This is a genomic window from Bartonella sp. AP57NXGY (assembly GCF_042195805.1).
Lineage (GTDB): Bacteria > Pseudomonadota > Alphaproteobacteria > Rhizobiales > Rhizobiaceae > Bartonella.
Genome location: NZ_JBHIOZ010000077.1, coordinates 1 through 3,794 on the forward strand (window position 1 = coordinate 1; position 3,794 = coordinate 3,794).

The 3,794-nt window shown below is 37.4% G+C and carries 1 protein-coding gene; it reads right to left on the reverse strand.

Features of this window, described 5'->3' with window-relative positions; translation table 11 throughout:
- Positions 1-149: 149 nt before the first annotated feature.
- Positions 150-3,794 (reverse strand): Vomp family autotransporter (locus tag ACFIL8_RS07105; protein WP_375689259.1); only part of this gene is annotated, 3,645 nt, incomplete at its 5' end.

The window sequence follows — 3,794 nt, forward strand, 5'->3', positions numbered from 1 at the left end:
TTGAAAGCGTCCGGTTTTTCTGTTTTTTAAACCTGTATTTATCGTTAGCGCTTATCAATTTATATATATTTTTTTACATACGTAACAACAATTCACCCCTGCCTCATGAGACAGGGGTGAAAAGGAATTTTTATGTATTTTGTTTATTATCAATTCAATGTCATATTGAATCCCGCACCTACACCCCAGTGACCTCCAGAAGTTGTTGCGGATATGTTAGAGCGGTATTTTCCATTTTCTGAGGTGTAACCTGCACCAAAGGCAAATGCAGACTGACTACGCCATAAACCAGTACCAAATCCAACGCTTAATTTTCCAGGTGTATCATTGTAGCGTAAGTTAGACACCGCAAGACCAATAGCCGCTGCTTGTCTTGCCTCTTTTTTCACACTCTCAATACTATAGTTTAAAATATCAAACTTCATATCTGTATATTGCTTAGCCCGATCAACAGCATCATCAATCGCATCAATCACAATATTATTAACCCGTTGATCTGTATACTGCTTGGATTCATCAAGAATAATCTTCATCTGTTCTTTAGTATAATCATGAAGTTGACCACCATTTACAGCCTCTTTCGAGCCTTTTTCAATTTTACCATCAGCTACATTATCAATCAGAACAGGTTCACTGGCATCCCCCCCCGCTAATGTGATTTTATTGGTTTTTTTGCCGTTTTCATCTCTATCATAACGAACAGCATCCTCTTCAATGCCGTCAACTCTATTATTGATGTTATCAACTTTGGCATCAATATTGATAACTGTATCACCAATATCAGCAATCGTATTGGAAATGGTATCAACTCTGTTGGTAAGATGCTTCACATCTTTTTCGACACCAGTGACACGTTCATTGGTTTCCCAAAGTTGCCCACCATTGACGGCATCTTTCGAGCCTTTTTCAACTTTACCATCAGCTACATTGATAATTTTATTCGGCTTTCCATCGCGACCAGCATCATAGGCTTTTTCTTTATCATTCCACTTTAAAGCATCTGAATCGACCTTGTTGATGACATCATCAATACGGTTATTAATATTTGACATATTTTTATTGACGTCACCAAAAGCATCAGCGACATTATGATGCTCTGTCTCAACAGTCGTACCATCAGCATTGACTTGAACAATCTTAAAAGTAGGATCTGTCCATTTGCCATTCTCATATTTGGCACCGCCACCGAAATAATTCGCAAGTTGGTTATTCATGGAATAAAGTTGGTTGCCCGTAATGGCATCTGTTGAACCTTGAGCAATCTCACCATCTAAAAGATACTTCAATTTGCTGTTTGTTTTCTTGCCATCTTTTTCATGACGTGCCACAAATGCTTCTTCCTCATCATCCCACAGTAAAGCATCTTTAGAGAAATCTTCAATTTTCTGGTTAAACTCATTGGATACATTCGTTAAGCGTTGATTCACATCTTGAACATTTTTATCAAGACCTGTTAAAGCATCACCAACATTGTAAAAATTAGCCTTCCCTACTTCACCACCTACAATAGCGGATAAAGTATATTTCAGCCCTTCAAAAGCACCGTTAATGAACTTTGCACCACCACCAAAAAACTTTGCAATATCTGCTGATATTTTATTAATCTGACTACCATTGATTGCATCGTTGGAATTTTCAGAAATGCTACCATCTTTTACGTTATGAAGAGCAACTGGTCCGTTGTTCTTATCGCCGCCCAAAGTTACACTACCATAATTAACACTATTATCGTCATTCTTATCATAGAGAACCGCAGCAGCAGTTACTGTCTCAATATCTTTAGAAATCTTATTTATGCTTTTATCAAGTTGGTCTTTGTTAACAGCTTCATCACCATTTTCTGCCTCCCGCACGCCAGAAATTTTACGTCCTGAACCACCAACACCTGCAATATTGATCTCAGTACCAGCGGTATCCTTACCAATAGTAATAATACCTGATGCACCTCCATCTTGCTTAACAAGACTATTTTTTACCACTTCGGAAATCTTATTATCAATATGTGTGATAGAAGTATTAACACCTGTAAACGCTTCCGTAACATTATGATAGGTCTTCCCCTGAATAAGGAAAGCTGGTTCTACACCATTCAGTACATCTGTACTACCCCCAAAATATTTCGATGTATTTTGAGCGACTGTTTTAAGATTGTCAGTAACAGTTGTAACCTTCTTATCCGTAGCAAAAAGCTGTGAACCATTTACCGCTTGCGTTGATGTTTGAGAAAGTTCTCCATCTTTCACACCAGAAAGTGTTCTTTCTTGATTATCTTTATTTACAAGGCTGATTTCAGTACCACCAGTTGCTTTACCCACAGTAATAAGACCATCTTCTCCCTCCTGCTTTACAAGGCTATTTTCTGTTACATTGTTAATCTGATTATAGATATCCGTAATAGAATTATTGACACCTTCAAAAGCATCAGCGACATTATGATGCTTTTTCTCAACAATAGTGCCATCCTCATTACGCTGAGAAACTTTGAAAGTAGGATCTATCCACTCTCCATTCTCATAGCGAGCACCACCGCCAAAATAATTCGCAATCTTATCGCCCATCTTATAAAGTTGAGAACCATTTATTGCATCTGTTGAATCTCCTGAAATATCGCCATCCGCAAGGAACTTAATCTTACTATCTGTCTTCTGTCCATCTTTTTCATGAAGTGCAACAAATGCACTCTCAGAACTGCTCCACAATAAAGCATCTTTAGAGAGACCCTGAATTTCCTCAGTAAAATTATTGACTACATGTGTTAAACGACTATTCACATTTTTGACATTCGCATCAAGCCCAGTCAAAGCATCACCAACATTTTCAAAGGTTTTCTGTTCTACCTTACCATCTGCAGAAACGGTAGATAAATTATACTGTGGTCCAACAAACACACCATTTTCAAATGAAGTACCACCACCAAAGAATTTTGCAATATCTCCAGAGATTGTATTAATTTGACTACCATTTACAGCTTCCATGGAGTCTTTGGAAATTTCACCATTTTTTACACCTGCAATGGTTCGCTCTCCCTCAGTACCTGTAATATCAATTTTCGTACCGCCTTTTTCAGCACCAATAGTGATAAGCTTCTGATCTTCTTTCCATTTAACAAGACTATTTTCTGTTACATTATTAATCTGACTATAAATATCTGTGATAGAAGTATCAACAGCAGCGAAAGCATCCGTTACATTGTCGTGTTTTGTATTCTGAACCATAAAAGTTGGTTTGATACCATTAAGTATATCTGTCTCCTTACCACCAAAAAAATCCACTATATTAGTAATATAACTAAACAGCTGATGGCCATTTATTGCTTCTGTTGAATCGGAACTGACTTTTCCAACTGCAACGCCAGAAATAATTCGATCCTTGCCTTCAGAGTTGGCAACATTTATTCCAATACCTTCTTTTTGCGCACCAATAGTGATAAGCTTTTCGTCTTCTTTCCATTTAACAAGACTATCGTCCGCCACTTCTTTTATTTTCTCTTCTACTGTCTTCAACTGGTTAAGATTAACTGCATCCGTACCCAAAATACCGTCTGCCACTCTTCTAATTACTTTATCGCCCGCATCAATACCACCATATGTTATACTTGGACCACGTTTAATCACCAAGCCATTATCAGTTATAGTAACTTCATCCCCTACTTTTATTTTATTAACTTTAATAAGTTCGCTTAAATCAAATGTTACCTCGTTATTATTGCCTCTTACAATTTTGAGATTTTTGTGGTCATCCTTATCTGCAGCAGCTACAAACTTTACTGTACTCCCAGCTTTAACATCTGTAGC